General features: G+C 44.8%; 22 protein-coding genes. 2 read left to right on the top strand and 20 right to left on the bottom strand.

Features of this window, described 5'->3' with window-relative positions; genetic code table 11:
* Nucleotides 1-27: 27 nt before the first annotated feature.
* From LPY66_RS09005 to LPY66_RS08985, 5 genes are all read right to left on the bottom strand, one after another.
* Nucleotides 28-594: a flavodoxin family protein gene (locus LPY66_RS09005; protein WP_337987738.1), complete on the bottom strand. Its 567-nt coding sequence runs from the start codon at nt 592-594 to the stop codon at nt 28-30.
* Nucleotides 595-634: 40 nt separating this feature from the next.
* Nucleotides 635-1,297, bottom strand: coding sequence for a cobalamin B12-binding domain-containing protein (locus tag LPY66_RS09000; protein WP_337987737.1), 663 nt, complete (start codon nt 1,295-1,297; stop codon nt 635-637).
* Between the two features lie 183 nt (nt 1,298-1,480).
* Nucleotides 1,481-2,308: a methyl-accepting chemotaxis protein gene (locus LPY66_RS08995; RefSeq protein ID WP_337987736.1), complete on the bottom strand. Its 828-nt coding sequence runs from the start codon at nt 2,306-2,308 to the stop codon at nt 1,481-1,483.
* A gap of 194 nt (nt 2,309-2,502) precedes the next feature.
* The gene (locus tag LPY66_RS08990) at nt 2,503-2,799 is read right to left on the bottom strand and encodes a hypothetical protein (RefSeq protein ID WP_337987735.1); all 297 of its coding nucleotides are present in this window, start codon (nt 2,797-2,799) and stop codon (nt 2,503-2,505) included.
* Between the two features lie 87 nt (nt 2,800-2,886).
* Entirely contained in the window at nt 2,887-4,221 is a 1,335-nt protein-coding gene (locus LPY66_RS08985; RefSeq protein WP_337987734.1) for an aminomethyl transferase family protein, read from the bottom strand.
* 187 nt (nt 4,222-4,408) lie between these two features.
* Here LPY66_RS08985 and LPY66_RS08980 point away from each other — a divergent pair, with 187 nt between their 5' ends.
* Nucleotides 4,409-5,977, top strand: coding sequence for a PucR family transcriptional regulator (locus tag LPY66_RS08980; RefSeq protein WP_337987733.1), 1,569 nt, complete (start codon nt 4,409-4,411; stop codon nt 5,975-5,977).
* A gap of 96 nt (nt 5,978-6,073) precedes the next feature.
* On the opposite strand, the gene LPY66_RS08975 is transcribed toward LPY66_RS08980, so the two are convergent.
* Nucleotides 6,074-7,591, bottom strand: a complete 1,518-nt coding sequence (locus tag LPY66_RS08975; protein ID WP_337987732.1) for a PucR family transcriptional regulator — start codon at nt 7,589-7,591, stop codon at nt 6,074-6,076.
* A 182-nt stretch (nt 7,592-7,773) separates the two neighbouring features.
* Here LPY66_RS08975 and LPY66_RS08970 point away from each other — a divergent pair, with 182 nt between their 5' ends.
* Nucleotides 7,774-9,102, top strand: a complete 1,329-nt coding sequence (locus tag LPY66_RS08970; RefSeq protein ID WP_337987731.1) for a hypothetical protein — start codon at nt 7,774-7,776, stop codon at nt 9,100-9,102.
* 90 nt (nt 9,103-9,192) lie between these two features.
* Here the strand turns inward: LPY66_RS08970 and LPY66_RS08965 are convergent, their stop codons facing one another.
* From LPY66_RS08965 to LPY66_RS08900, 14 genes are all read right to left on the bottom strand, one after another.
* Nucleotides 9,193-9,483 (bottom strand): putative quinol monooxygenase, encoded by a 291-nt coding sequence (locus tag LPY66_RS08965; RefSeq protein WP_337987730.1) that lies wholly within the window; start codon nt 9,481-9,483, stop codon nt 9,193-9,195.
* Between the two features lie 236 nt (nt 9,484-9,719).
* Nucleotides 9,720-10,622, bottom strand: coding sequence for a LysR family transcriptional regulator (locus tag LPY66_RS08960; RefSeq protein WP_337987729.1), 903 nt, complete (start codon nt 10,620-10,622; stop codon nt 9,720-9,722).
* A 189-nt stretch (nt 10,623-10,811) separates the two neighbouring features.
* The gene (locus LPY66_RS08955; RefSeq protein WP_337987728.1) at nt 10,812-11,645 is read right to left on the bottom strand and encodes an SDR family NAD(P)-dependent oxidoreductase; all 834 of its coding nucleotides are present in this window, start codon (nt 11,643-11,645) and stop codon (nt 10,812-10,814) included.
* Between the two features lie 86 nt (nt 11,646-11,731).
* Nucleotides 11,732-13,777 (bottom strand): aldehyde ferredoxin oxidoreductase N-terminal domain-containing protein, encoded by a 2,046-nt coding sequence (locus LPY66_RS08950; RefSeq protein ID WP_337987727.1) that lies wholly within the window; start codon nt 13,775-13,777, stop codon nt 11,732-11,734.
* Between the two features lie 62 nt (nt 13,778-13,839).
* Complete coding sequence (locus tag LPY66_RS08945) at nt 13,840-14,313, bottom strand: 4Fe-4S dicluster domain-containing protein (RefSeq protein ID WP_337987726.1); 474 nt, start codon at nt 14,311-14,313, stop codon at nt 13,840-13,842.
* A gap of 163 nt (nt 14,314-14,476) precedes the next feature.
* A complete protein-coding gene (locus LPY66_RS08940; protein ID WP_337987725.1) occupies nt 14,477-15,928 on the bottom strand; it encodes an FAD-dependent oxidoreductase in 1,452 nt (483 codons plus the stop codon).
* Between the two features lie 21 nt (nt 15,929-15,949).
* Nucleotides 15,950-16,750: an SDR family NAD(P)-dependent oxidoreductase gene (locus LPY66_RS08935; RefSeq protein ID WP_337987724.1), complete on the bottom strand. Its 801-nt coding sequence runs from the start codon at nt 16,748-16,750 to the stop codon at nt 15,950-15,952.
* A 51-nt stretch (nt 16,751-16,801) separates the two neighbouring features.
* Nucleotides 16,802-17,491 (bottom strand): hypothetical protein, encoded by a 690-nt coding sequence (locus LPY66_RS08930; protein WP_337987723.1) that lies wholly within the window; start codon nt 17,489-17,491, stop codon nt 16,802-16,804.
* A 325-nt stretch (nt 17,492-17,816) separates the two neighbouring features.
* Nucleotides 17,817-18,566 carry an SDR family NAD(P)-dependent oxidoreductase gene (locus tag LPY66_RS08925; protein ID WP_337987722.1) on the bottom strand — a complete coding sequence of 250 codons (750 nt, stop codon included), beginning with the start codon at nt 18,564-18,566 and terminating at the stop codon, nt 17,817-17,819.
* Between the two features lie 55 nt (nt 18,567-18,621).
* The gene (locus LPY66_RS08920; protein WP_337987721.1) at nt 18,622-18,909 is read right to left on the bottom strand and encodes a putative quinol monooxygenase; all 288 of its coding nucleotides are present in this window, start codon (nt 18,907-18,909) and stop codon (nt 18,622-18,624) included.
* A 30-nt stretch (nt 18,910-18,939) separates the two neighbouring features.
* Entirely contained in the window at nt 18,940-20,631 is a 1,692-nt protein-coding gene (locus LPY66_RS08915) for a CocE/NonD family hydrolase (RefSeq protein ID WP_337987720.1), read from the bottom strand.
* A 301-nt stretch (nt 20,632-20,932) separates the two neighbouring features.
* On the bottom strand, nt 20,933-23,017 hold the full coding sequence (locus LPY66_RS08910) for a sigma-54-dependent Fis family transcriptional regulator (RefSeq protein WP_337987719.1): 2,085 nt from the start codon (nt 23,015-23,017) through the stop codon (nt 20,933-20,935).
* A gap of 170 nt (nt 23,018-23,187) precedes the next feature.
* Nucleotides 23,188-23,682 (bottom strand): hypothetical protein, encoded by a 495-nt coding sequence (locus tag LPY66_RS08905; RefSeq protein WP_337987718.1) that lies wholly within the window; start codon nt 23,680-23,682, stop codon nt 23,188-23,190.
* A 359-nt stretch (nt 23,683-24,041) separates the two neighbouring features.
* Nucleotides 24,042-26,012, bottom strand: a complete 1,971-nt coding sequence (locus LPY66_RS08900) for an oxidoreductase (RefSeq protein ID WP_337987717.1) — start codon at nt 26,010-26,012, stop codon at nt 24,042-24,044.
* Nucleotides 26,013-26,100: the final 88 nt, after the last annotated feature.

Raw genomic sequence — 26,100 nt, 5'->3', positions numbered from 1 at the left:
GTTCGCAATATTTATTAATGCATCAAATTACCTGCCGGCGGCCTTCCCCCCAAGCAAACGAGCAGCTTCCAAATGTTTCGGATAGTTCAGGATATCCCCCTTCTTGTCAATCCCCTTAATCAACAATTCGCCGGCAGCTTCATAGCCGATGGCATCATAAAAATATTTCATTACCAAATTGGTTCCTTCAAATAAACGTTCTCCCTTTGTTGCTCCTAATCCAATAAAATAGGCCTTTTTATTTACTGAAAAAACTGGATCTTTTAGTATGTATTTACGAGACCAGAAGGCCTGGGAGCGGTCAATTGCACTTTTAGCCCATCCCGAAACAGTATAGAAATACATCGGAGATGCAAAGATCATCCCATCCGCTAAGGCAATTTTTTCATAGATACCCAACATATCATCCTGTTGAATGCATCTGCCTGTCTTTTCACAGGCACCGCACGACAAGCATGGTGAATACCGGTATGTTGATAAAATAACTTTTTCCGTTTGCGCGCCTGATTTACTGGCCGCATCCAGCGCTTCATCCAGAAGTATTTCCGTATTACCGCCCCTCCGTGGGCTTCCTGATATTCCAAGTATTTTCAATTTGATATCTCCTTTCAAATTTCAGCACCAATAATCACAATCATATACGGCACTCTACCCACTTCCTGCAGATCTTTAACCCCTCAGCGGCACTCGTAGTGTAAGCATCAGCACCAATCCACTCAAAAGCTTCCGCTGTCAATGGCGTACCACCGACAATCACCTTGACCTGGTTTCTAAGTCCGGCTGCTCCCAAGGCTTCAACTGTCGTTTTCATCGATTCCAGTGCCAGTGTCAGAACCCCGCTCATTCCAACAATAATTGTATTGGTCCCGATATTTCTTAATTCGTTTACTTTTGCGATAAATTTGTGCGACTCCTGATCAATACCTAAATCCCATACGATGAATCCTGCAGCTTCTGCCAAACTTCGAAATATATCCTTACCGACACTATGGATATCCCCAGCAACTGTCCCAAGGACGATCACGCCCTTTCGTTCACACTCACGTGATCCAAAAGCCGGTTTTAACATCTCAATTGCAGTAGCTAATAAATCTCCTGCATATATTAAATCCCCCAAAAAATAGGTGTTGTGTTCATAGCGCTCGCCTACCATTGCCATACCTTGCTGACAAGCTTCTACTGCTTTTTGCGCATATTCTTCTGATGGATCCGTGCTCATAAAATTACTTAAAGCGTCGAATACTTTTACTTCATCCAAATTCAGAAAAGCCTCGGTTATATGGTCAACATCAAACATAATTACCGCCTTCCAAATAATCGTTCAAATACCACCTTATCATAAAGGCAAAATAGCTGTTTGTCATTATACGTATGAATACAAAATCAAGCCCTGATTTCGTCAAAAATGTACAATAGCAAATAAAAAAGTATCTCTTAGCCAATAGGCTACGTTCAGAGATACTATCAAAGGACAATTAACTTATTTTATATTCGCCAAATCAGAAAGTTGGCTGGTCGTACTGACCATATCGGCAATCGTAGCAGCAATTTCTTCGGTGGCAGCCGATTGATTATGGGATTCGTCATTGGTTTGAATTATCTTTTCTGACATAACATCAATTGCCTTTCTTATTTCCAAAAGTGACTCTGCTACCTTTTGAGCTGCTTCTTTACTGTTCTTAGATAGATTCCCCATCTCAAGAGCCACGACACTGAAACCTCTGCCTGCATCCCCTGCTCTTGCCGCTTCAATGGACGCATTCAAGGCAAGCAGGTTCGATTGCGAAGCAATATCTTTAATCACATTAATGACACTGTCAATTTCTTTTATTTTTATCTGAGTCTGCTTACTGAAACTTGTGATTCCTTCCACAAATGTCGATAGCTGATTGGCGCTTGATGCGATCTCTTCAATTCCGGCATTAATTTGCTGCATTGAGTTTAATAGCATGCCTGTTGTATCCTCAATTTGCGCTTCAGTATCAATGTCTTTATTAAAAGATATCATCGCCACAACGTCATTGTGCTCATCAATAATCGGTGTTAAAACGCATTTGGCCGGTACTCCGAAGACATTTTCCGGCAATCTCAGCTTCCACTGTTTTCTTTGTTGTATAAACTGCGCATAACTTTCGTTCCGTTGAAAAGCATCTCCGACCTTGGTCGTAGAACCAAGCTTTTCACCATTAAGCACAGCAGAATACCGATCCGTTTTTAGATCCAGGACCCCAACGGTACAATCCTGACCAATGATGTCACCTAAGAATGGCAACACTTCAATAAACGCCGCAATATGTCTTTCATCCATGGCTATCTTCCTTCTCTCTTTAATGAAGTCAGAGATGAAATGACTTCATAATAAATGAATACTCTGAACGAAATCGTTTCTAAAACTGGCATATCGTTCAGAGAATCCATAAAAATGGTGTAGTAGCTTTCGTTTTGCAAGAATAACATAAGGTATTTTAAACTGTTAGACTAGTTGGTATACTAAAACTTATCCTAAATTCTTGTTCCCTCAAATGGCATAGAACCTATAAGCATCTTAAAAGTACCTGAGATTTTATCGCCTTCGACAGTTCCTGTCACTTTGACAGTTGCTCTACCAATGGGAGTTTTCATTTTCATCTTGTGTTCGAAATTATTTCCGTTAACTTTTCCCTCATCAATTGGAACTGTTTCACCGCCGGCGGTCGCAGTTCCCGTCAAAATGTTTCCTTCTGTCTTGTAATCAAAACCACCTTCCTGCGCTCCGACTGGTGACTTCGCAATGATTTTCCAATTTCCGTCTACTGACATCCTTATTCCTCCCTAGAAATTTATTACCAACATTCTTAGCATAAACTGGTATTAAAGAGCTTATCTGTCCGAAACTGCAGGTCTGCTTTATCCCTGATAACAAGGAATTGTTTCTACATCAATCTCTTTATTGTTTTCCAGATTCATATAAGGGGTACGGGCTACTCTGACCCGGATCGCTTTCTGCGGTGTTCCCGGAGTTCCCCAAATCACAGTAAGCTCTTTTCCTTCCACGGCATATTCTTTATCGATGAATCCCAGAGAAATCATCCGACGGTAATAGACACTGTTCAATCTCCCGGCCGACGTTCCTACCATTTTATCCCCGTCCATGACTTTATCCGCATGGTAAGCGAAGGAAAATCCGCAGTTATAATACATATCCATCGGTCGGTCATCCATGGTATCGTAAGGCTCTACATCCTGGCCCCTGAACTGGGAAGCAAAGATTTCTCCAAGATCATCGGGATTCCATTCTAAGGTAACCATTTGCGTTTTAGGATTCTTGGCAATTTCTTCAAGTGCTTTTCTTCCCGGGAACTCATGGTTGAACTTGACCAGGAATCCCCAATCGACATCGTAAGGTGTTTTAAAACGAATTTCCAGGTCATCGCCAACACTGCCGATCAATTTCCGGTTCGCGTTAAAAAATCCGGCCATCGGCTTATCTTCCAAATATTTAGCAATACCCGGATCCTCATACCAGGGAAGCGGATAATGCATATTCAGGTTTGCATAACCTGCTTCCGTATGGTTCATGCAATAGGCCACCCGTCCCAGCTTTTTGGCATCATAATCTAAGGCAGCGATTTCCCAAACACGTTCGTAAACTTCATCTAAAGCTGCCATATCACCATGGAATTCATAAGCGAGGGTCCCAGCCATTCCAAGCCGAAGGATACGGACATCGTGACCGGCAATTTTAGCAATGCGATGCTGCGCAAACTTAATATCGTGCAAATCACTCTGCGAAGCCTTCTCTAAAATCTCCAACGATTTAGGTCCTGCAATCTGAACAAAAAATTCCTTACCTGTCATATCAATACCTTCGATGTTCATCTTCGAAATGGAGGCATAATAATCGACAACCGGCATTAGCCAGTAAGTACGAAATGTATTTTCCTCAATTTTCATGACAACACCGTCAGCGACCATCTGACCCTTTTCATTACAGATAACAGCATGCCGGATTCCACCGACTTTCATATTTCTGTAATCGTTGACACATATCGATGTTAGGAACTCTGCTGCATCAGGGCCCTTAATGTCAAAAATTGGGGATTCGTTCAATGCAGTACCGACCCAAGCGGTTGATTTCGATGCTAGAATCTCATCCTTATATCCCGTGTATTCGTACGGGATTGTGTACATTCCTCCTACACTCATTAAAGTAAAGACACCTTGATTAACAACGTCCGACATAATACCTCTCCCTTTCTCCATAAAAAAGTAGTTCAGCTTACTTTCACCAAGACCTGTTAGAAAGATTATGGTTTTCTCTTTGCGTCAGCCTTATTGTAATTGACTTGTTTTTTCTTGTCATTGGCCATATAATTGAAAAAATCAGATAATTAAATTGTACATAATTGTCCAAAGGGAGATATGGAATATGAAACTAAGCATCCATACAATTTTTGAAGAGCTCTTCTCTGAAAAAGGCACGTTGGTTGCCGGTGATGATATTGCAATCAACCTATCCGGTATTCGTTTGTTCAAAGGAGCTCATGACAATCTTACAGAACAGAATATCTATCTCTTAACACAAGATCAGTACGTTACTCTAGATCCTAACCCATTACTAAATCTTATCTGTATCGGTTTTCCTGAACAAAGTAAATCCGCCAAGGATTTCAAGGCAGTTCTTTTCCTGCCAAATGATACAGAAACAGTCGATATCCTTTCCCAAATTCAGAGTGTTTTTGACCGATATCAGGAATGGGAAAGCAATATCCACCAAGCAATTCTACAAGGAAGACCGCTTCAATCCACGCTGGATCTCTGTAGTATTGTTTTAAAAAACCCAATTGCCTTATTTGATAATCAACAAAACCTACTCATGAAAGCCGGAACAATACCCGAGAATGCAGAAGGTTCACTATGGGACTATGTTTTAAAAAAAGGGTATTCCCCTAAAGAATCGGAAGCCGATTTTTTAAGAAGAGAACTACAGAATAATCCCAAACCCTTCTATTACCGATCCAAGGACCTCTACCGCAACATTAATCGACTTATTGCCGGACTTCATCATCGCCACACCTTATTTGGCTGTCTGGCTATCTCTGATATTTCTGCTCCGATTACCAAGTCAGAATATGCAATGATGTATACCATTCAACAATTCATGGAATTAGCACTCCTTCATTCGGAAGAATACAAGTCATTTGCTTCAGAGACTCCCTGGTACATCACCCAGCTCCTTCAGGGAAACCCGGTGGAAAGAAGCGTGCTCTATTATAATTTATCGCAAAAAGAAAAAAGCCCTGAACAATCCTACTTCATTTGGACATTTTTGCCCTTGGATCAGACGATCACGGATACTTTTTTAATAGAAGATTGGCTCCCCAATTTCAACAGACATTTTAAAAAAGAATTTCTTTTCACTTTTAACAATCAGATTATTGTCATTGATTATCTGCTGAAAAATTATGATGACAAATCATATTTGGAAAGTGTTCATGATTTTCTTTCCGTCTGTGGTTTTAAAGGTGCCTTCAGTATGATTTTTCACGATATTTCTGAAATTCGACAGGCCTACAGGCAATGCCAGATTGCTTTTGATGGTTCTTATCAAAAAAATCCGGTAATCCATGATTTTCGAAAACATTACGTGAATTTTATTTTGAGCTCTATTCATAAAGAAATGGACAGTAATGACTTATTATATCCCGGTATCAAAGCACTGTTAAAAAAAGATGATCACTATGGGTTGGAGCTTCTACGATGTCTACAGGAATATATCATCAGTGGCAAAAATGTGTCTGCAACTGCGGAAGTTCTTTATATTCATCGCCATACTGTGCTGTATCGACTTAATAACATTTCACAAATGATGAAAATAGACTTTAGTACCTTGGACGAAGACTCCTTATTACACATCTACTTGTCCTGCCGAATATTGATAAAATATTGCGATGAATCCGCCAAAAACAAGCAATTATCCCATCGGAACAAGTTATAAAGTCTATTTATATAAAATGCGCGATACCGTAAGCGGAACCGTGCATTACAAAAAAAAAAATAGCTGAATACCAAACTTCCGCAGAATGACGTTTGTTCAGAGCTTATCCACTATGCTACAGGAAAAATTGAGCATGGTGAGTATCTCATTATCCAGGGAGTCGGAAAAGATGTCAAAATCCAGCAGCTCGCTCATTTTATCAAGACGGTAGAAAAGCGTGTTGCGGTGTATACCAAGCTTTTTAGCTGTGTCGGTCAGGTTACGCCCGTTTTGCAGATAAGCCCACATACACCGGATGAAGCTCCTCTTTTTCTCATTGCCCTGCTGCCAGTACCAGAGAATGCGCGGGTGGCAAAAGGTCTTTAGGCTTGTTATCTGTCCAAGTGCAGATACCAGGCATTCGGTATAGCAAAGCTCAAAGAAGGACAGCGTTTCGTCAGCTCTGCTAAGCGCGTTCTTGCTCTGAATGTACGCGTACTTAATATTCAGAAAATTTTCATACACCATGGAAACTCCGGCCCTAAGGCTGTTTCTGACTAGCTCGGCGATGAGGTCTTTGTCATGCGGACACAGTCCGGAGGAATGGAGTATGACCACAATGCCATTTTCATAGGGGAATATGATTGATTTCGGCAGGATAGATTTGAGCGGGTTTTTATAAGTCGCACACTCCTCGTCCGACATGATTATCTTTTCGGTGGACTCGATCCTCAAAACGCGGAATGGATCATCCATTTTCCAGCCATTGCGCCGCAGGTGGTACTCAATGGCATTTTGCTCTATATTGTATCCGCCGAGTAGTCTGCTAATATAATATGGCATATCCGTCGTCGTACCGTTCTCACCAAAGGCGCTAGCAATCGCCCACTCCATTTTTTGGGCAAGGCGTGCTAGGATGGATATTTGCCCCTCCGAAAATGGCTTGAATTCCGAGGAACCGAAGGAGCCGAAATACTCTCCCGAGACAAACAGGCCGCAGACAAGATGGTTTTCGTTTAGTATCTGCGAACGATAGGTGAACGGCCAATCGCTCTCCATAAGCCGGTCAAGCACAGCCTTCCGCTCCTTAGGTTGCAACGTATCCGGAGGAGAGTAGTTGTAGGCAAGGACCGGTTCCCAGATCGTGCCTCTTACGTTATCTGGAATCTCCCCCGCCGTCATGACAAGGCCGAGGCTCCGGTCGAACATAGCAACGGGGTTCGTGAGCATTTTCGCCCCAATGTCAAAAACCTGCTGTAAGGGATACTTTGCGCGGATAGCTTCAGTCATTTCGTCATCCCAGCCGTCGTACTTTTCCTTTATTGTCTGAAGGCGGTTGAACATCGAAAACAAGTCGCTTTCGTCCGGGAAAATAACGGCGCTATGGCCGCGGTCTCTGATCGCAGAGTCGTCGAAGTCCCCAACGATCGCCAATTGTAGAGGCGTTCCGCAATTGAGGTACCTCAGAACATTTTCCGGTATGCCGACATAAAGGTGCTCGGAATCGGGCGAGACATTTTCCCCCGAGAGCAGCAGAATACTGGAAATATCCAGTGATCGGGCCTTATCCTCTGCGACGAGTCTTACCGCACAGTGCGCAAGCTCCGAATAAAAAATATAAAGATTGACGTTCACGACAGCGCCTCCTCTCCCTATTGTCATCATAGGCATTTTTTTACACGGATGTCAAGCTAATACAGATAACACTATACATTTTTGCCGAAAAACAATCCCAATTCTTTGTTAATAAGCCTGAATACAAAGATGCCAGCGAGTGATAACATGGATTCAACAAATTATTATGGGAGGTAGTTAAAATGTTTGATCTGACACAGCGCAGTGAGCTCAAGTACGTTCCCCAGCATCCCGACGTCAAGACCTATGCCAACATCTTCGGCAGCTTATTTCAATGGGAGGCCGATGATTGGCAGTCCGCGTCCCTTTCGTGGAAAAAGAGCTGCTATATTCACGCCGGCATCAGCGGCGCAGAGGTGACCCTCAAGGGCCCCGACGCGCAGGCCCTCGTTTCCATGTCAGCCATCAATGACTGCTATAACTGGAAGATCGGCTTCGGAAAGCACCTCGTTATGTGCGACGAAAACGGCCTCATCTCCAGTCACGCTCTTGTAAATCGCGTCGGCGAGGACAGCTTTGCCATGTCCGCCGGAAACCCGTGGCCGTGGCTCAAGCTCCTGCAAACAAAAAAGTACAATGTACAGCCCGAATTCCGTGATATTTATGTATTCCAATGCGCCGGTCCCAAGTCCCTAACCTGCATCGAGGACCTGACCCAGACCGATCTGCACGACCTCAAATGCCTGGAGACAAGGCACGTTAAGATCCCCGGCAAGGACTACGATGTCATGGTCCAGCGTATCGGCATGTCCGGCACGCTGTCCTATGAGCTGCGCGGCCCTGCAGAGGACGGCCCCGCCATTTACGATGCCTTCTACACGTTGGGCAAGGAAAAGTACGACATGAAGCGGCTCGGCTGGCGCACCTATTTCGTCAATCATACTGAGGGCGGCTACCCCCAGACATCGTGCAGTTTCTCTCAGGCCTGTGATATCGATCCTGCATTCAACGCATCGGGCATGAACCTTTTGCCTCCTATTTACACCGGCAGCTATGACCCGGCAAATGCCCGCGCGAGACTTCGTACGCCGGGTGAGGTTGGCTGGATGTGGATGGCCAAGTTCGACCACGATTTCGTTGGCCGCGACGCCGTTGAAGCCGAGGCAAAAAATCCTAAACGCACTATCGTTACGCTGGAATGGAACTCCGACGACGTCGTGGATATTCACAACTCCCAGTTCCGTGACGGTGAACCCTATAAATATATGGAGATGCCCATCGCGCCACAACAGCCCGCCGGTGGCAACGCAGACAGAGTACTGTCCAAGGACGGCAAAGAGATCGGTGCCTCATCCTCTTGTGTTTACAGCAAATACTTCCGTAAGACGATCTCCCAGTGCACCATCGACATTGACCAATCCGATCTTGGCAACGAGGTCTTTATTGAGTGGGGCGACTTCGGAGGCAAGATCAAGAAGGTCCGCGCCACCGTTGCCCGCTTTCCGTATCTCGATCTGGTTAGAAACGAGAAGTACAACATAAGCACCGTCCCCTACGGTTGCAAGAAGTAATCAAAAATTATTGATAAAAGGGGCGAAAGAAAAATTTTCTTTTGCCCCTTTACTTATTTTACTTTTATATTTGTCGTGACAGATTATATATTAAATGACGACAGAATAGACATCGCCGTCTGGAGGGAATTTTTCCAGTGTCTCATCCAACAGCGGCATCAATGCGATGGCAACCGGATTCTTAGAATGTTTATCAAGGGCTTCCTGACTGGCCCACTCATCGATAATAGCAAACACATTCATAAGTTTTGAATCCCGCAAAAGTTGCATACTAATACATCCTTCATCTTTGCGGCCGGATGCCACGAGTTTAGTCCCGATTGCTATGAATTCATCAATTTTATCCTCTTTGACGGTAAACCTGAATATTAATTTGATCATCGGAATTTTCCTTTCACTATCTTTGTTGCTTGCCTTTTGAATCAATTCTCTCTCACAGGATGCCTATTTGATTATAACATTACATCCCGAATCCATCTAACAGTGCCTTTTTGTTCCACATACAAATAATAATTGTTAAATCGTTTCCATGCTGATGCGAGCATATTAATAAATAAGCGTAAGAAAGTGCCTTTCATACGCTTATTGCTTCAAACCTATCTATTGGTTCTTAAATATTAATTATACCGAATAGCCCCAACTTGGGTAATTAAAAAGTCAAGCAACATATTGAGTTGTTTCGATACTTTACGGTTCTTTTTCGTTATCAGGTAACTATAATGGATATCCACTTCTTCTTCAAATTCCAAGATTCGGATATCCGGTTCATTTAAGTAGTCCTTCGCATGCTCCGGAAAAAGAAATATCCCTTTATTCGAACGAACGATCTGCTTTAGAAAGGATATGTCCGCAGACTGATGGGCGATATGCGGCGTAAATCTCCGTTCATGACACACTTTCAAAAATAAGTTGTGTACATTATTTTCTTCAGTCCCAAGAGCAAACTTTTCGTCTGCCAAATCAATCAGTTTAATTTTTTCATTCTTTGCCAATGGGTTCGCCGTACTGACAGCAAGATAGGTTTTGCTTTTGAGTAAAGAATAATAATTAAATCTTTCGCTATCCTTTTTATCTCCCATTGCTCCAATAAAACCGATATCCACCTTATTTTCGATGACCCACTTTTCAACGGTGCGGTCAGCAGCTTCTATCAGTCTGATCTGTATATCTGCATTACTGCCTTGGTAGGCCCACAAATCGTCTAAAATAAGTTTGGAAAGCCCCTCTGTCATTCCGACCGTGATGACTTCATGATTACGTTCCCTTCGTTGACGCAGTTCTTGAACAATATTGTTGACTGATTCCAAAACCTGTTCGGCACATTTTAAAAATGCCTCTCCATAGTCTGTTAATTGCACACCGGCATTGGTACGGACAAATAATGGGACATCCAGTTCCTTCTCTAAATTCTGGATAGCCTTACTAAGCGCTTGTTGGGAAACATAAGCTCTTTTTGCGGCTTTAATAAAGCTTTTTTCCTCACTGACATAGATAAAATATTCCATTTGTCTAATTTCCATTCACGAATCTCCTTTGTATCAGGAAATGCAGAGAACGATATATTAATTTTTATAACATATTCTCGTAAAAAAAGCGAGTATAAACAGTACCAATTAAATATTTAAGGCGGAAAGAAACCAATATGGTTTAGCAATCCGCCTCGAGGCAATTTATTCAAGAAAATTTTAACTGTCAGGAGAAACAATTTGTTATTTTTCTAATACGACAGCAGCCTTAGCGACACAGACCGAAAACGGATCGAGGACATGTGTCCCGCCATCGAGCAAAATCTCATTTCCGGTCATATAAGCGGAATCATCGCTCGCTAAATAGCGACAGGTACCGTAGAGTTGCTCCGGATAGGCAGGATGACGCAGCGGTAGGTCTTGAAAGGCCGTTGTCATAAATGTTTCCAGGTCGGTCCCAAGTTCTTTTGCCGTCTGATCGAAACCTTCCGCAACCATATCAGTTAGGAACAGTCCTGGACAAATCACATTGCATCGGATATGATACTCACCATAATCCAAAGCGACTTGTTTCGTCAGATGAATTAATGCGGCTTTCGACGCACAGTAGGATACACCCTTTGGAATACAGCGCAGCCCGGCTAAGGAAGCAATATTGATAATCGATCCACCCCCCGCTTTCTGCATATGCGGAATCACAGCTTTCATCAGCATAAATGGTCCTGTAAGATTAATGTCCAATGTTTTTTGCCAGTCTTCAAGAGCATAATCTGCAATTGAGCCGTAGATGCTCACCCCCGCGTTGTTGACCAGGATATCTGCACTGCCGTAAGTATCCAAGGCAAACTGGATAATGTGCTGGCAATCTTCACTTTTGCCAACGTTAGCAGAGACAAAGGCTGCTTCCGCTCCGGATGATTTCAGTTCTGCAACGACGGCCAGACCCGCTTCCGTGTTGATATCCGTGATCACCACGTTAGCCCCATCACCGGCAAAACCTGTTGCAACGGCCTTCCCCAAACCGGATGCTCCCCCTGTAATAATTGCTGTTTTCCCTTTAAATCGGTCAGATATCATACCAAACCCACCTTTTACGTATTTTTTAGCGTGTAGCTTTTTTTACGTATAACCTTAGTTCTTGATTCAGCGATAAAGACTCCGCTTTAGCGGCATTTTCCACTCTCAGCCAATTCATCAGCAATTTCATCCAGTCCCAGTCTTTCATATACTTCACGGGCTGGCCAGCCTGTTTCCTTATCCCAACCGCGTTCGGCATAATATAAATCGACCAGGTCGTTCCATTCGTCCCACGTGACTGTTTCTCCCCAGGGATCAGGATATTGCATGATCGCGAATATTTCGTTGACTTCCATTTGGCGATTGCGTCCGGAATGGTTGATCATGATCGCCCGGTAGAGAAGACGTGATCGTTCACCGACATTTAATAGTTCTTCCTTGGTCATCGGTATCCCCGTTGCCGCCGAAAACATTTCCGCTTCCATTTCCGGCCAGAACAAGTTCGGGCTCTGCCAGTCGCAGCAGGTAACAGAGTCTTTTATCTCTGCCATATTCTCCCCCATAACGACAGCTTTTGCGGTCAACGGACTACGGCATGGATCATCTTTCAGTTCAAGATAATGTTCAAAAGTATCGTGATGGTGTTGAATTGTCTGACTATCTCGGGTCGCGTTCATCTGATGAAGGTTCGTCGCCACCCAAGCCGGCTTAGCAATCGATCCCTGAAAACCACGCCCCTGCCAATGAACAGTATGCCCCCAAGCTCCTTCCAGACTGATGGGGATATCAATCTGTTTATCGAGAATTCGGGAATACCGTCCGTGATAGATTGTATTACCGAATTTTTCCTTGCCAAGAGTCCGTATTGCTCTGGCCATTCCCTCCGCTAACAGATTGCCATAGTACCCTTTGCGGTAAACAATCATGTCTAGCAAGTAGCGAATAAATTTTTCCGATTCTACATCGATTTCCATACCAAAGTCAATATCGTCAAAGACACCTTCATTTTTTCCCATAGCCAGCCATGGCAACAGCCAGATAATTACATCCCATTTGTCGATTCCGTATTCATTGCATAAATCGTTGATGATACTTCCCTTGTCAAAATCATGTTTCCAGTAATTTAGAATATCGCTTGGCGCAGGTGCGAATTCCTGCTCAAAATACGGGTCACTGGTGTCAGGCGGGTCTACCTCCCTGCTCAGCATTTTGCATGCCGGATAGTGGTTTTGTTCAGTTTGGAAAGTCCCGCCGGGCCCTCCAGGCCCTCCGTAGGGTACATCAATGGTCATATTAAAGGCTAAAGGACTGACACACTTTTCCACATGATTGACTTTTTCCTCGGAAAAAGCCGATTTCATATCGAGCATCAGGCACATACAATGCTGATTGCAGCCGTGACTGCAAGCAACCTGAGCACGCTGCCATCCGCCCTCGACGATGGTGGTAGCGCCGGGCAAACCGTGCTCTGTTTCATTGATAACCGGACGCGGGATCATTGCCGGGTGGGACATCTTTAAACGAAGTTCAAGAACTTTTTTAATATCTGCCGGAACGACAACCCCAGCACCGCGGACGGTGATCGCTTTTAAATTTTTGGACCCAAAGACGGCACCAAGACCGGCTTTAGCGGCGACATTATCATTACTCGTCGTGACGCTGGCGTTGCGCATCAGGTTTTCGCCGGCAGGCCCAATAACGATACTTTTAACGTCTTTGCCATGGATTTCTTCTAATTTTCGTTGGGTATCATGGACCAATTTACCCCATAAGTTCCTTGCGGATAGAAATTTGATTTCACCGTCTTCGATATAAAGATAGGTTGGCTCCGGCGCTTTCCCTTCGAGAATAAACCCGTCAAAACCAGCGAATTTTACTTCCGCACCAAACCAGCCACCGATACCGCTCCAGGCATATTGTTCCGGAAAGCTGTTGGGAGCGATACTGGTAAAAACCGTCCTTCCACCGGTTGGAATGCCGGTTGCTGTGGTCGGGCCGGTCATATAGATGATTTTATTTTCCGGGTCAAATGCTTTTGTCCCCGGTTTGACTTCATCCCAGAAGATCTTGTTGCAGATGCTGCGCCCTCCGATATATTTCGGAACATAGTCTGACGTGGAGATGAAAGCAACAGTACTGTCCGTTAAGTTAATTCGGGCTATCTTGCCAACATAGCCATAAAGCTTATCCATATAATACCTCCTATAAAACCTCTGTTCAGTCAAACATAACTGATTCGTTTATTCATCTTCTTTCAGCTTAACTTGAGACAGGATACCTGACAATACTGAACACAGGCAGGCCCTTCCAGCCTAGTGTGGCATAGGTCGCACTTCTTTGCTTTTCTTTTTGTTTTGTCCGTACTTTTTACGTAATTGATTCGCGGCGGATCAAAAACACACGCTTTGATACATCGTTTACAGCCGATGCAAAAATCATCGTTTATAAATACAGTCCCGTTTTCGTCTAGACACATCGCTTGGTCTTTACGTGCACACGCTTCATAACAGGGATGATCGGCACATTGCTGACAGGTGTGAATCACCGTTACCATCGATTGCGTGCCTTTTTCCATAAAGATTCGGTTATAACTTGGCCCTACCACGCCATCGTGTACCAGCGAACAAACAATTCCGCACGCGTTGCACCCGGCACAAAATGAAATATCTGAAGATGTCTGCACAATATGCCTGCCGAAAGATCTCTGGTTTTTTTCATTATCTTCCATGTTTGCTACCGAATAATGCCTGGCATTATTTCCCTTTCCGCAAATTCTTATAATTACCTCACGAGCATATCCATCTATAAATCTTCATAATTTTGAGCAGGCAAGTACCGTTATGATACTTGCCTTTCTTCAGTTTATCTATTCCATTCTCAGTTAATCAAGTTTATAAACTGACTTTATATATGCCGAGATATTTCAAAGCATTTTTACCCGCGATTCTGCCGGAATTCAAGGCGAAGGATGAAGATAAACCGGAAGTGGATTCTATGCAATAGCTGTCTCCGTACATTCCGGCAGCATCGAAACCGCCGGCATAAAGGCCTCCGATCACATTATCCTTCTTATCGAGCACTTCCATTTTTCCATTAATTTTAATACCACCCATCGTTCCAAGGAAAAGCGTGCGGGTACGGACTGCATAGTATTTCGGTCCAACCAGCGGTTTAAGGAATCTCGGGTCTTTGGCGAACATTTCGTCATGACCTTGGGCACAGAAACGATTGTATTCCTCAAAGGTTTCTTTAAGAACCGCGGGATCCACTTCCATTTTTACTGCGAGTTCTTCGATGGAATTTCCCATGCACACTTCAGTGCTTTCCCTGGCCAAAGCCGCGTTAAATTCCTTCTCAAAGTTGGCCGGTTTTGTCCCCGGAAGACCATGGAATCCCATCCCTTTATCCACGCCATGTTTTTCGTAATAAGCGATCAGCGTGTCATCAAACAGTCTCCAGGTATAAGGATACATGGCGTTGGCATTCCCTAACGGACTGTCAAAGAAAGTCAGTGCCTCATCGCAGAATCGGATGCCTTTATTATTCACCCAGAGATTCGGATTGATCGCTACGAGTTCGATTCCGTTCATCATATCAAAATCCGGTCCGACAGGACCCGCCGCAAACATCTCTAAGATGCCTAAGCCTGCAGGGGCAGCCCCGACTTCCCAGGCCATCCGGATCCCGTCCCCCATTTTATCCGTATTGCCGACAGTTATAACATCCTTGTCGAGTTCGTACCCTGCGTATTTTTTGATCCACTCTTTGTTATTGGCATAGCCGCCAGTGCCGATCAAAACCGCCTTCGCCGCAACTTCGACTTCCTCACCGTTATCTTCATATATAATACCGGCAACTTTGTTTCCGTCTTTCAGAAGTCCGGTCACCGGAGTTCCCAGTCGGATATCCACTCCCAGCTCTTTCGCTTTCATTGCCAGGATTTTGATGGCAGCTGCCCCGTAACCTTTGACATGATGGTAACACATCGGGCAATACGGCATATTGATTGTCGCCTCTACGATCTCGACTCCCTGATTCATCAGCCAGGAAATTGATTCACCCGATTCATCGACTATCGCACGAACGACATACGGATTGGCTTTCCAATGACTGTAGTCCATAATATTCTTAAACGCTTGGTCTTTCGTGTAAAAGATATACTTTTGGCGTTGCAGTTCACTTTCCACGGCAAAAGTACCTTCAAAAAAGTTGGATGAACCGCCTAAAGAGCGCTGCTTTTCGAACATAATAACCTTTGCTCCACCTTCAGCAGCCGTTATCGCTGCCGCCATCCCGGTAATCCCGGAACCAATCACCACAATATCGGTATTATTATGACCCATTTTATGGCCTCCTGTCACAAATTAGTTGATACAATTAAATCCGCCATCGTGCGGCATTACGACCCCGTCCAGATGACTGCCCTCGGGCGAGGCGAAAAACACACAAAGTGCGCCGATTTCCATTCCATGGCCTTGACGGCGGGTCAGAATGGAATTGGCAATCCTTTCGAGATATTCCGGCGTTAAATTATCATCCATTTTCGATTTCGTCGGTCCCGGCATGATACAATTGACCCGAATATTATGCTCCGCAAATTCGATGGCCCAGGATGTCGTTAAATGATTGACGGCCGCTTTAGATGCAACATACCCGGTCATCGGCAATTCCCGCGATCCGGAACATCTGACGGCACTGGAAGAAGAGATATTAATAATCAAACCGCCGCGTTTATCGTTGCGCATGATATTCCCCACGGCATAGGTCATATTTGCCGTGCCGATCAGATCGACATCAATGACTTTCCGGAATTCCGACAGTTCTTTATCCATGTCCAGAAAGGGTTTAACAGCGGTTATCCCCGCACAATTAACCAGCACGTCGATCGGACCCAAAGCCGAACGGGCAGCACCCGCAGCTTGGAGTGTCGATTGGGAATCAGCAATATTGCATGCAATATAAACATATTTGCCGCCATACTGTGTCAATTCCGTGACAGCCTTTTCACCGGATTGGACATCACAATCCAAAATAGCCACATTTGCTCCGCGCTGGGCAAAAGCCAGGGTAATACCCCACCCGATTCCACTGCATCCCCCGGTGACAATGACATTGAGTCCCGTTACATCCATCGGATTTTTCACATCGGAGATTGGATTTGTCATTGCTATAACCACACAATCAACAACCTTTCCTCTTCGAAGTAATAATTCGGTTTATCTATCCGGTTTTTTCTTCCCGATCCGGGTATAGAATTCTTCCGGTATATCTGCCGGGTTTTTGTAAAATACGTATTGACAGGAAGGTGCTTTCGGATCACAGATACTGACAGGATGGACAAAAGGCAGATCCCCCGGACCTTCCATCGCCAGCATCTCGGTTACCGGACAATGCACGCAATACATCGGCAAATCTTTCATTCCCCAGGTCATCGGTCCTGCTTCCTTGATTTTAGCAAAACCGACTTCCGGTTCATAACCGCCCTTCTGCATGATCCTGCCGCCGGAACCGCAGGGATCTACCGTAATCGTCACTTTCTCTTCATCCTCTGTGATCGACATCGGCTGGTGAACATGCCCGTGCAGTGCTTTAGCCGCGTGCTGTACAAGACTGCGGAAATCGGTTTTTTCAGGCGGTTTAAGCGCTATTTTGGCTTCCATGGTATGGGCATCCCGCTCTGCTTCTTCAACAGCCTTTGCCCCGTATTTATTGTAGATATGCGTAAGCAATCCAGTTATCCAGCACATATAGCCGTCGTGGATAAAGGCAAGCTCTTCATACAGTCTGTCGGTTAATATTTTGGCTTTCTCCAGTTCACCGGCATCGATAGCCGCCTTGATCAAATCCTGAGTCTGGGCACTCATTTCCTGAAGTTCTTGATCTGTGAAAACACGATCATAGCTCATAGTGATGAGCCTCCTTATTCCCAAATTTAGATCACGAGTTTTCTCGTATCCTAGCATCCTAGTACAACGTTCTCTAAATAATTGGACATTCAGCTTCATAGCTCGGTCTGCGTACCACACTTCCAGCGCCAAGCGGAGCATGGAGGCGGAGCGCAACGGTCCAAGGATGGACCTAAGTTAAAATTCGCCATGGAAGGCAGAAGAATTTTAACTTCCTTAGTGCCTATCCACGGATGGCGCAAGAGCCGAAAGCGGAATGTGGTGCGTGGACCGGACCCTAACAAATATATTTGTTTAATTATTCAAAAATAACATTGCTAGTATCCTAATATCCCAGGAAATCGCCGCCGTCGACAATCAGGTTTTTCCCGGTAATCCAGCTGGCTTCATCGGAGGCAAGGAAGAGAATCGCATTGGCCTGATCCCTGGCTTCGCCAAATCTACCCAGGGGAATAATATTGATCAACTCCTGCAATTCCGGTAAATGCCGGTTTAAAGCACTTGGAGTAGCCCCAGGGCTAATACAATTAAGCCTTACGCCTCGTCTGCCGAATTCATGCGCGATATCCTTCGTCATCTGAATAATTCCTGCTTTGCAGAAGGCATAAACGGTTTCAAAACTATCGCCTTTGACCCCTGCCAGGGATGCAACATTAACAACAGTACCGCCGCCGTGTTCCGCCATCCAGGGAACAACTAATCGCATGGTTGTAAAGTAGGCTTTCGCGTTAATCGGTACAACTCTGTCCCATTCATTTTCGTCAAGCTCTTCCAGTTTATGACGGCTAAGCACTCCGGCACAATTAACCAGGATATCAATCTTACCGTAGGTTTCCAGTGCAAAATTAACGATCTTTTTGCAATCTTCTGTCAAGCCAACATTGACATGCACGAATGCTGCTTCTTGGCCTGAAGCCTTAAGTTCGGCAACGATAGCCTGACCGGATTCAGCATTAATGTCCGCAATCACGACTTTAGCCCCTTCTTTGGCAAACCCTCTGACTGTCGCTTCTCCAATACCCGAAGCTCCTCCAGTTACGATTGCCACTTTACCGGTAAAACGATCTTCTCTCATTGAAAATACCTTCTTTCACATTATTTTATGTGTTACTTTAAGTAAGTTAGAAATCTTAGACGACTCTTTTCCAATGAAATGGCTCAGCTCCACCGGCTTCTACCCCATTCATCTTAGTGATAAACGTCTTGAAGTGCGGTGTATTAAAATGTTTTTGAAGGTCTGCTTCACTTTGCCATTCTTCAAGGAAGTAGAAGGTCGTTGGTTCATCAATTTCTTGATACATTTCATAAAAAATACAACCTTCTTCTGCCCTTGTTGCTACAGCAAGCTCGGATACAGCTGCAATAAATTCGTCGACCCGCTCCGGATTCGCTTTTGCTTTCGCCATGGTCTTGGCCATAATACCACCTCTTTTTCCTATTCCAAACGATTACTTCAATTTCATGACCGGAAGACTTAATACTGATTGGTGTTTCGCGTCACGGTAGATTTTATGAAGGCAGGTTTGCGCCTTGCAGTAACGCCACATTTCATCGTAACTGGAAGCATCAAGCGGGATATCCACACAGGAAATTTCGAACTTAATACGTTGTCCCGCTTTGAAGAGATAGGACATCGGGCGCAATTGGATCTCATATTCATACACCTCACCGGGTGTCGGATAATCAAACTGGGTCATGTCGTGGAATATTTCCCAAGCCGTATCCTTTTCCGGAGCCCGTTTTCTTAAGGAAGCCCGGTGCCAGCCAGAAGTCAGGGGAAAGACACCGTCATGATCAGCATCACGTACTTCCACGCGCCAGGTAGTATCTTTCTGATCCAACGAAGCGTAGAATTTGATACGCGGGGGACCGCATACCTGAACATCATCCGGCAGAGGCGCGGTGATATACGTCAGTTTGCCGCGTTCCTCCGATACATAGAACGGCCTTTGGAGGAAGCTGTCCGGCTCATAATTATGCAGATCGGGTACGGGCTGCAATCCGCCATGCTGTGCCAAGTAGAGTTTATCCCATTGGGTATTTTCCGGCGGCCAGGAGGTGGTTTCCATTTCCTTGCCGCTGCCGGCAATCTCAATCCGGCAAGGGATTTCATCGACGATTCCGGTGTCCATGCCCTTAAGCCAATAATCATACCAGCGTAAGAGCTCATCATGACCGGACTTCCAGGGGCGGTCATCCATCTTGCTGTATAAATGCAATTTCTTGAACGGGACGTTCGTCAGTTTGTTATAAACAGCGGTCTGGCAGTCGCCAAACGGGCCATGGAAAGGACCTGCAATATAGGTAGGTATTGTTACCTGATCCAGCTTGTTGCCATAGGAGCGCTCCTGCCAGAAGGGGCCATCCAGTGGATTTAAGAGCGCATCAAAGATAATGGGATTTTTATAAGGATACTTCAGAACCTGATACAGATACGGGTATTGTTTCAGATCCGGATTCTGGCAAGCTTCGTCAACACGCTTCTTCAGTTCTTCTGGCGACAATTCCAGAGCCATTGCGGAGACGATGTTTTTTGGCGCCAGCCCGACACGGGCCGGGAAGCTGCCGGAATACAAGCCATACCAAACAAGGTGCAAAACTCCGCCGCCATAGAGACCGCGTTTGTAAAAGTCATCAAGATTAATCTCCCAAGGCGCAATACATTTCAAATGCGGCGGTTGGGTTTCTGCGATAATCAGCTGAGTGAATCCGAAATAGCAAATACCGACACCGCCAATATTACCGTCACACCAAGGCTGTTCGGCCATCCATTCAATTATGTCATAGCCATCTTCACCTTCATATTTGGAAAACATCCCCGGCATTTCACCTTCCGAATCACCGATACCGCGATAATCCGCAATTACCATACAGTAGCCGCGGGAAACAAAGTATTCGGGGTCACCCGATTCAATGGAGGCCTCAAACACAGAACCGCCAAAAGGTTGAGGCGGAGTATCAAAGGTCTGGGTCGACTTGCCATAGACGGATACGGTAAACAGTCCCGGGAATTCACCGGGCGCATCCGGACGGTAGATATCCACTGCCAGTTTGACTCCGTCCCTGGCTGTGACCATCACATTCTCCTCAACAATCATATTGTACCTGGGTTCGGATGAAGGATAGGTTTTGTTTAACATAAATGTAATTCTCCTCCGCACAAATTTTGTATTCGTATAGAACATTTAGACTTAATACAATTCTTAACAATTAATAGTGTAGCATCGCGGTATTAATTGTTCTAACGCAACATTCTTGTAGTGGCAACAACTAAAATTTGATTAGAGGGAGGAAGTGTAATCTGTAATAATTTGCTGCAAAAAGGGAAAAGACGTCCCTTTTGTGGCATAAAAACTCCCTTCAAAATTTCAGATGTTTTTTATTTCATCTGTCACCTATTTTGAAGGGAGCATATCGCTTTTTATCATTACATTAATATAATCAGTCAGACATATAATTGGACGGCTTCACCACAATCCCATATCGCTTTATCTTTCGATACAAGGTGCTTTTACAAAAACCTAATAACTCAGACGCTTCAGCAATATTAAAATCAGATTTTTGTAATGCTTGAATGATTGTTATTTTCTCCATATCCGAGATTAGAAAATCGGAATCGGATGTCTTGTTGTTTCTGGTGGTTATATGGTCTTCATCTTGTCTGGATCCTGCTAAGATGACATCGGGCATTTGCATTTCATCCGGGAGGTCTTCTACTTGGATGACGCCATTACTGGCCATACTTGCCGCATAAAACATCGCATTCTGCAACTGTCTGACATTTCCCGGCCAGGCATAGAGGATTAGTGCCGTTTCGGCGTCTTTGCTTAAAACCGGGATCGGGATGTTTTGCTTTTCCGCAGTGCGGCAGATAAAATATTTCGCCAGCTTAATGATATCATTTCCCCGTTCGCGTAAAGGTGGGATCGTGATTTTAAACGCGGCCAGCCGGTAATAAAGGTCTTCCCTGAAAACCTTTTGTTGGACTAATGAAAAGAGATCCTTATTGGTCGCAGTCACCAGATTAAAATCTACAGAGATATAACGGTTGCTGCCAACACGCATAATTTTCTTCTCTTCCAGCACCCGTAGCAGGACCGCTTGAAGATCCAGCGGCATATCCCCGATTTCATCAAGAAATAACGTTCCCCCCGCTGCACTCTCAATTTTTCCGGCCATCCCGCGGCGTTCTGCGCCAGTAAAGGCGCCTCCCTCATAACCAAATAATTCGCTCTCAATAAGGTTTCGCGGAATTGCCGCACAATTCACAGCCATAAACGGGCCATTTGGTCGGCTTTCATTATGGATGGCCTGAGCAAAAACTTCTTTCCCTACCCCGCTTTCCCCTTGGATTAGGATATTGGTATCGAGTACTGCAAATTTTCTTGCTTTGCTTATGAGTTTTGAGATCTGAGGCGAGCTGCCTACGATTTCATCAAAGGTAAAGCCATTTTTTACAGCTTGAGTAAATCGCGTTGTTTTTTTTGAACTTCCGGCTTTTTGGAAGGTAAAAAAACAGCCCAAGGTTCTGCCTGCTTTATCCAATACCGGATGGATGGCACGGATATGCAGCTTCATATTCCGTAAAGGAAGTTCAAATACCGTATCTTGTATTGATTTCCCTGTCTCAAGAACAGAGCGGATCAGCGTCTGCTCCCCTAGAATCTCAGTGAATTTTGCTCCGAGTAAGGGAATGCCAAAAGCTTTAATGGCGGCTATATTGGCTTTCGTAATAACCTCTTGTTTGTTTATCGTGATAACGCCATCATCCGAATCGATGGCCGTTAAATTGCGGGCTTCTTTTCTTTCTTCCAAAAAGAGCTCATTCTGGATCCCTTTGGCGATCGACACCGCCATCCCGAGTGTATGCGCATTCTGGTATCGGCTGTCCAAACTGGCGATAGTAATCGTTGCCGTAAGATTCCCTTGAATATCAAATATGGGTGCTGATGAGGCAACAATGGGTAAAGGGAGCTCACTGTAATGCTCCGGTCCGCATAATTGAATCGGCCTTTGGCTTAAAGCACAGAGAACATGGGAACAGGTTCCGACTGTTTCTTCATTCCATAGAGATCCTGGCATCATTAGTAATTTTTCCACCTGCTTATCTGCTTTACTGGCATAAACCCGACAGATGACGCCATCTTGATCCGCTAAAATCGCATAACAATTTGTTCCGATAAACATATCTTGAAGGTAGTTGATATGCCCATCGGCAAATTGAATCAAATTCTCATAAACATGAAGTACTTCCTGAAAGGCATTTTCTTTTAAATAATAACCAAGATTAGTTCCAAACGGATCAAGATTGTAATTGTAGGATCGAATCCAGGACTGTACAATCTCCTGCCTGACGACATCCGCTTCAAAAGGCTTAATCTTCTTGGTCAGGACATCAATCTTTTGCTTTTTTATTCTTTCAATCAATAAGGATTCGCTGATGCTCACCTTTTTCAGACTATCCTCTAAGAATACGTTGCTTCGTTTATTTATTACCGGGCTTAACATTTGTTCCAGGGGAAACATGAGCATCCTCCCATCTGAAATACAGATTCTAATGTAATAACCGCTTGGCAATTGATTTTACAAAGCTTGTAAAATATCAGTAAATAAACGCAATTTCAATTATTTTAATTATATAGCGAATAATACTTTTTTCAATGACTCTATCGAAATTAATAAATCATGTAATACGCTTACCAGGTCTTCGTAATCGGCTCGAATTTCTCATTGAGCGGCTCAGTACTGCCCGGCCTGTATCGCCGATAGACGCCGGCAAAGGTAAGGTCCTGGAATAAGATTGGCTTTTTCGGATCGAAAACATCAACAAAGTTTAAGGGACAGTGAATCATTCCCGCCTTAATATAGATAACGGTGGGCTTGGTGATAATCAGTTTTTCCAGGTTCCCGTTTTCATCACCCAGGTGGAATTCGACTACGCCGCCTAATTGATCCATTTGGGCAGCGTCGCCGCCGGCAAAATAACACATTTGATCAAAGTCATGCCAGACCGGTTCCTTCTCCATAAAATAGGGTTCCTTTATGGGCAGCCAGGTCGAAATAAAACCCTGTTCTCCGTTCAGATTCGGATAATAGTTACCTGGGGCATGGATTCCGACCAACGCGCCTGTGGGTATCGTCAGGTTTTGAAAAACGTGTTTTTCATACAGCTGATCTAAGAGCTTGGACATGATATGTACCTCCCTTATCTCCTAATCTTAACTTATTCAAGTAAGAACTGACAGATGCCGGGATTCTTCCTCATTATTCTGTCAGTTCTTATCTAGTACCTTGTTAACCCTTAAAATTATAATATAATGGCGAGCAGATTTTTTGAAAGACAAGGCGGTCGCTCCTTGCCATCCATGGCATCGCGACACTAGGCCATCCTGGCCGTCGGAGGCGAGGCATACCGACCGTATGCCGATTGATGACAACGCAGTATTACGAAAAATCTGCCGCTAGGATATATGAGATTTAGGGTTAACAAGGTACTAGCCTGGGACAGACTTACAATATGATTATCCTACTCCTGAGATTTCTGCATCCATCAGAAACGACCGATATCTCTCGCGATCATAAAGGCCTCCGTGGTCGCACTAGTAATATTTCTGGGCGCTTTACAGTCGCCGATTTGATAAAATTCCGGTGCGCAGCAGTTCATCGCAATCGCTTCTTGACGCAAAGGCCGTTGGCCAACGGCATAGACGACGGTATCCGCCGTGAAAAACTTCTCGCCGTCTGCCGATTCACCAATGACACCGTTTAATGTGATCTCCTTGGCTTTTGTATTAAAATATACTTCCAGACCGCGTTTTTTCATTTCGACTTTCAATCCCAGGATGTGCAGAAAATTACCCCCGTCACTGATATGATCCAGCATTTCAATTATTTTTACTTTCTTGCCTTTGCTGATCAGATGGAGTCCTAATTCGATTCCGACCAAACCAGCGCCAAGGATGACGACGTATTCCCCAATTTTTTCTTCAGCCGTATACGCATCTTGTGCCGACATTACATTAGTGCCCTCAATACCCCGGATTCCGGGCTTCATAGGTTGGGCTCCCAGCGCAGCGATGATCACATCCGCATTAACTTGATCGGCGTATTCCGGTGTCACCTCGGTATTTAAACGCAGATCAATATTCGAATCCGCCACTGCTTTCGCCTGCTGATTCAGGTAATAATCCAAGGGTTCCTTAAAGGCTACTTCTTCCTCACAGCGCAAAACCCCGCCCAGGCGGCCGCCCTTTTCGCAAAGGATGACCTCGTGACCCCGGGCCGAACAGGTCAAAGCTGCCTGCATCCCGCCGACACCGCCGCCAACAACTAGAACCTTCTTCTTGACTGCGGGAGGAATATCAAATTTTAGTTCAAATTCCCTTCCGGTTTCCGGATTCAGGGCGCAAAAGGGCTCTCCCCAAGTCAACTCGCTCGAGAAGCAGGAGAGACAGCGCATGCACTTTCTTGCCTTATCTTCGTTGCCGGTACGCACTTTGTTGGGAAAGTCCGGATCGGCCAAAAGCTGACGTGCCATCTCGACGACATCAGCTTGACCGGAAGCAATAATCTCTTCCATCAATTCTGCATTGTTCAGTGCACCGACAGTGGCAACTGCTGTTTTGACGTGTTTTTTGATTTCAGCAGCATATTTGACATTAACGCCGTCCTCCAGAAACATACTCGGATGGGTAACGGCGAAGACTTCTTCAATCTCATGATTACCGGCGGATACATGAATTAAATCAACATGGCCCTCCAACTGTTTAGCAATAGCAATACCTTCTTCGAGACCAAAACCACCGTCATAGCATTCGGAGCCACTGATGCGGATCTCGATCGGGAATCCAGGCCCGACTGCTTTGCGAATAGCATCACATACTGTTACAGCAAGACGTGCGCGATTCTCAATGTCCGGACCACCCCATTTATCTTTTCTGGTATTCGTTTTTGGGGAGAGAAATTGATGCAGCATCCAGCCGTGACCGGCATGCACCGTAACCATGCCAAACCCGCACATTTTAGCAAGTGCTGCTCCTTCAGCAAATTTCCTGATCGTGCGCTCAATAATTTCCTCATCCATGGGGCGGATGATTCTTCCTGCAACTTCACATTCGACTGGCCCGTAAGCGATTCCTTTGGATGATGCACCGAAGAATGAGAGGTCACGATTGGCGAACATACCGGTATGTTCCAGCTCTAATGACGCTATTGCCCCATAGGCGCTAACGGCATGAGCAATTTTGGATAAATTAACGTGGATACCCGGTGTATCCAGACAGATATGCGTTCTTCCACCTTTACCAAGTTCACCATCAACAATGCCTTCGAAAGTAGTAACACTGGCAGCGCCGCCCCTGGCTTTTCTTTCATAATACGCAGCGGCACCGAAGCCTTCACCTAAATACCCATCGCCGTTATTGCTTTGGTAACCGGTAGGTGAAGCAAATAACCGATTGCGGAATAGCGTATTGCCCAATGTGATGGGTGAAAAAAGATGCGGATACTTGCACTTGCTCACAATACTCCTCCTTATAGTTAAGAATCCTTTAACTTATTATAAGGAGAATTTCCTCGATTAAATAATAGGAAAAATCACGCATTGCCAT

Origin of the sequence: Dehalobacter sp. DCM (genome assembly GCF_024972775.1) — a bacterium.
Classification (GTDB): domain Bacteria; phylum Bacillota; class Desulfitobacteriia; order Desulfitobacteriales; family Syntrophobotulaceae; genus Dehalobacter.
This window is presented reverse-complemented; position numbering and strand designations above follow the sequence as displayed.

Excerpts from the sequence above, each read along its gene's own strand:
- LPY66_RS09000 (WP_337987737.1), bottom strand. The coding sequence starts at position 1,297 with ATGTTTGATGTTGACCATATAACCGAGGCTTTTCTGAATTTGGATGAA.
- LPY66_RS08995 (WP_337987736.1), bottom strand. The coding sequence starts at position 2,308 with ATGGATGAAAGACATATTGCGGCGTTTATTGAAGTGTTGCCATTCTTA.
- LPY66_RS08990 (WP_337987735.1), bottom strand. The coding sequence starts at position 2,799 with ATGTCAGTAGACGGAAATTGGAAAATCATTGCGAAGTCACCAGTCGGA.
- LPY66_RS08985 (WP_337987734.1), bottom strand. The coding sequence starts at position 4,221 with ATGTCGGACGTTGTTAATCAAGGTGTCTTTACTTTAATGAGTGTAGGA.
- LPY66_RS08980 (WP_337987733.1), top strand. The coding sequence starts at position 4,409 with ATGAAACTAAGCATCCATACAATTTTTGAAGAGCTCTTCTCTGAAAAA.
- LPY66_RS08970 (WP_337987731.1), top strand. The coding sequence starts at position 7,774 with ATGTTTGATCTGACACAGCGCAGTGAGCTCAAGTACGTTCCCCAGCAT.
- LPY66_RS08965 (WP_337987730.1), bottom strand. The coding sequence starts at position 9,483 with ATGATCAAATTAATATTCAGGTTTACCGTCAAAGAGGATAAAATTGAT.
- LPY66_RS08960 (WP_337987729.1), bottom strand. The coding sequence starts at position 10,622 with ATGGAAATTAGACAAATGGAATATTTTATCTATGTCAGTGAGGAAAAA.
- LPY66_RS08955 (WP_337987728.1), bottom strand. The coding sequence starts at position 11,645 with ATGATATCTGACCGATTTAAAGGGAAAACAGCAATTATTACAGGGGGA.
- LPY66_RS08950 (WP_337987727.1), bottom strand. The coding sequence starts at position 13,777 with ATGGATAAGCTTTATGGCTATGTTGGCAAGATAGCCCGAATTAACTTA.
- LPY66_RS08945 (WP_337987726.1), bottom strand. The coding sequence starts at position 14,313 with ATGGAAGATAATGAAAAAAACCAGAGATCTTTCGGCAGGCATATTGTG.
- LPY66_RS08940 (WP_337987725.1), bottom strand. The coding sequence starts at position 15,928 with ATGGGTCATAATAATACCGATATTGTGGTGATTGGTTCCGGGATTACC.
- LPY66_RS08935 (WP_337987724.1), bottom strand. The coding sequence starts at position 16,750 with ATGACAAATCCAATCTCCGATGTGAAAAATCCGATGGATGTAACGGGA.
- LPY66_RS08930 (WP_337987723.1), bottom strand. The coding sequence starts at position 17,491 with ATGAGCTATGATCGTGTTTTCACAGATCAAGAACTTCAGGAAATGAGT.
- LPY66_RS08925 (WP_337987722.1), bottom strand. The coding sequence starts at position 18,566 with ATGAGAGAAGATCGTTTTACCGGTAAAGTGGCAATCGTAACTGGAGGA.
- LPY66_RS08920 (WP_337987721.1), bottom strand. The coding sequence starts at position 18,909 with ATGGCCAAGACCATGGCGAAAGCAAAAGCGAATCCGGAGCGGGTCGAC.
- LPY66_RS08915 (WP_337987720.1), bottom strand. The coding sequence starts at position 20,631 with ATGTTAAACAAAACCTATCCTTCATCCGAACCCAGGTACAATATGATT.
- LPY66_RS08910 (WP_337987719.1), bottom strand. The coding sequence starts at position 23,017 with ATGTTTCCCCTGGAACAAATGTTAAGCCCGGTAATAAATAAACGAAGC.
- LPY66_RS08905 (WP_337987718.1), bottom strand. The coding sequence starts at position 23,682 with ATGTCCAAGCTCTTAGATCAGCTGTATGAAAAACACGTTTTTCAAAAC.